Below are 2,944 nucleotides of genomic sequence, written 5' to 3'. Positions count from 1 at the left end.
TTACCATCAACACTAACAGTCAAAGTGTCAGAACCATTACCAACATAACCAACAAGCTCACCAGAAATAGTAACATTATCACCAATACTTACAGTTTCAGGATTAACAATGATACTCGAATTAGTATCATTCAAAATCACAGTAAAACTACTTGCATTAGTAAAACCAGTATAATTATCATTACCAACATAAGTAACAGTAACAGTTATGTTTCCTGTACGATTAGTTGTGTAATTAAGACTCCAACCACCAGTAGAATTAATAGTAACATTATCATAAACGTTACCATCAACACTAACAGTCAAAATATCAGAGCCATTACCAACATAACCAACAAGCTCACCAGAAATAGTAACATTAGTACCAATTTGAACACTAGCTACAATAATACTAGAATTAGTACTATTCCTCAACACTTCAAAACTAGTACTATTACTAAAAGCAGTATAATTCTCATTACCAACATAATTAACACTAACAGTTATAGTTCCAGTACGATTAGTTGTATAATTAAGACTCCAACCACCAGTAGAATTAATAATAACATCATCATAAACATTACCATCAACACTAACAGTCAAAAAATCAGAGCCATTACCAACATAACCAACAAGCTCACCAGAAATAATAGCATTAGTACCAATTTGAACACTAGCTACAATAATACTAGAATTAGTACTATTCCTCAACACTTCAAAACTAGTACTATTACTAAAAGCAGTATAATTCTCATTACCAACATAATTAACACTAACAGTTATAGTTCCAGTACGATTAGTTGTATAATTAAAATTCCAACCACCAGTACCATTAACAGAAACATCTGTGTAAAGATTACCATCAACAGTAACATTAACACCAGTTATACCAGTATAATTAGCTAACTGACCAGAAATAGTAACATTATTGCCAATACTCACTGGATCATTACTAACAATTATACTAGAATTAGTAGTTAATTGGGCATTAAAAGCTACATTATCATCTACATTATCTAAAGTAGCAGCTAAAGTTTGAACACCAGCTGTAGCTGTTGCATTATAAACAAAACCATCAACACGACTACTATTAAAATCAGCACCATTGAAAGTTCCATTAACAACAAAATCAGGTAAAAATTCAACACCATCATTACTAAGCGTAGTATTCAAAACTAACAACATAAAACTAACATTATCACAAAAATGAACACCATCCAAACTAGAAGTATTAGTAATATTCAAAATAAAATGATTAAGAGTATCAACACCCAAAATCATACCAGTAATATCATTAACACCCCACCAATTACGATCAAAACTACTATTATCATTATGACCAGTAATATTAACACCAAAACTTGCCAATATACGATTATACTCAACAGTAACATTAACCAATGAACCAACAACTAAACCAGTAAAATTCAAACCAGCATTAGTAGCAAAAATAGTATTACCACTAACAACAAAATCAGTCACATTAGTAACACCACCACTATAGAAATAAAAACCATCACCACTAGTAGCATTAATAGTATTATTCAAGAAATTAACACCCTTAACATTACCATTAGACAAATAAACATAAACACCATAATTAACACCAGTAATATTGTTGTTGGCGAAGGTTATATTGGTGTTGTTGATGCTGTATGCATCCATGGAAACACCACGTGATGTTCCTGTGATGTTGTTGTTGGCGAAGGTTATATTGGTGTTGTTGCTGCTGGATGCATACAGATCAACACCATATGTTCCTGTGATGTTGTTGTTGGCGAAGGTTATATTGGTGTTGTTGCTGCTGTATGGAGACAGAGAAACACCAGAGCCGGATGTTCCTGTGATGTTGTTGTTGGCGAAGGTTATATTGGTGTTGTTGCTGCTGGATGCATCCAGAGAAACACCATAGTATGTTCCTGTGATGTTGTTGTTTTCAAAAACCAAATTAGCAGACGAAACAGGACTATTATAACTACCATCACCTAAATATACACCAGAAGAAACACCATTTATATTATTACCACTAAATAAAACATCAAAAACAGTCTTATCATTATTTTTACCGAATAAAGAAACAGCACCACGATAATTAGTAGCTATACTGGATTTAATAATATTATCCTTAATAACAACACCTGTTATAGGATTAGCACTACCACTACTACTTAAATTAATACTAACACCAGAAGTAGTAATATTATTATCACTAACAGTCAAATCACTACAATTAGATTTTATAGCTGTAGTATAACCACTAATAGTTAAATTAATAATCTTTACATTAGTAGCATTAATCTTAAACAAAGTATCAACACTAGATGTTGTGAATTTAGCACCACCACGGTTTTTACCAACTATAGTAGCATTACGACTAATATTAAGCTGACCCCAATCACTATACTCACCATTAGCAAAACTAATCACCAAATCATTATCATTATCAGTATTAATAACACTTTGAAACTGTTCAGTAGTATTAGCATTATTAAAATCATAACTAGCTGCACTAGCACTAGATAAACCTAAAAAGATAAATAAAACACACATAACAAAAATAATTGGCTTAAAAAGTCTATTTATTGTAAACATTTTCGTTTTTTCACCTCCTGATCCAATCAATCAGTAATATAAAAAATACTAGCACAATGAGAACACTCACTACGCTACAATAATATAATATAAAAAAACTACTATAAAAAACTTCCTACCCAAAAACAAAAAACAACCCAAACGTCATTAAAAGAATAAAAAAATTAAAAACTAAAAAATAATAAACAAGACAATAAGAACCCATATGAACGAATAAACACAGCAAAAAGAAAAAAACAATAGCTATCCCCCCCCCCCAGCTTTAAATTAAAATTAAAGGAATATTAAAAATAATTAAAAAAAAATAAAATAAAAAATAAGAAATATAAAAATAAAAAAAATAGGCTTTGTAGAAATCCTTTTAATATCAATAT

Annotated in this window: 1 protein-coding gene; it reads right to left on the bottom strand. The window is 30.5% G+C overall.

Going from position 1 to position 2,944, the window contains the following annotated elements:
* The coding region (locus tag MBBAR_RS09910) for a beta strand repeat-containing protein (protein WP_143746199.1) at window positions 1-2,570 on the bottom strand (2,570 nt) is incomplete at its 3' end.
* Window positions 2,571-2,944: the final 374 nt, after the last annotated feature.

The sequence above is a fragment of the Methanobrevibacter arboriphilus JCM 13429 = DSM 1125 genome, assembly GCF_002072215.1.
GTDB lineage: Archaea > Methanobacteriota > Methanobacteria > Methanobacteriales > Methanobacteriaceae > Methanobinarius > Methanobinarius arboriphilicus.
Note: the sequence above shows the minus strand (reverse complement) of the source record. Positions and strands in the feature narration are given on the sequence as shown.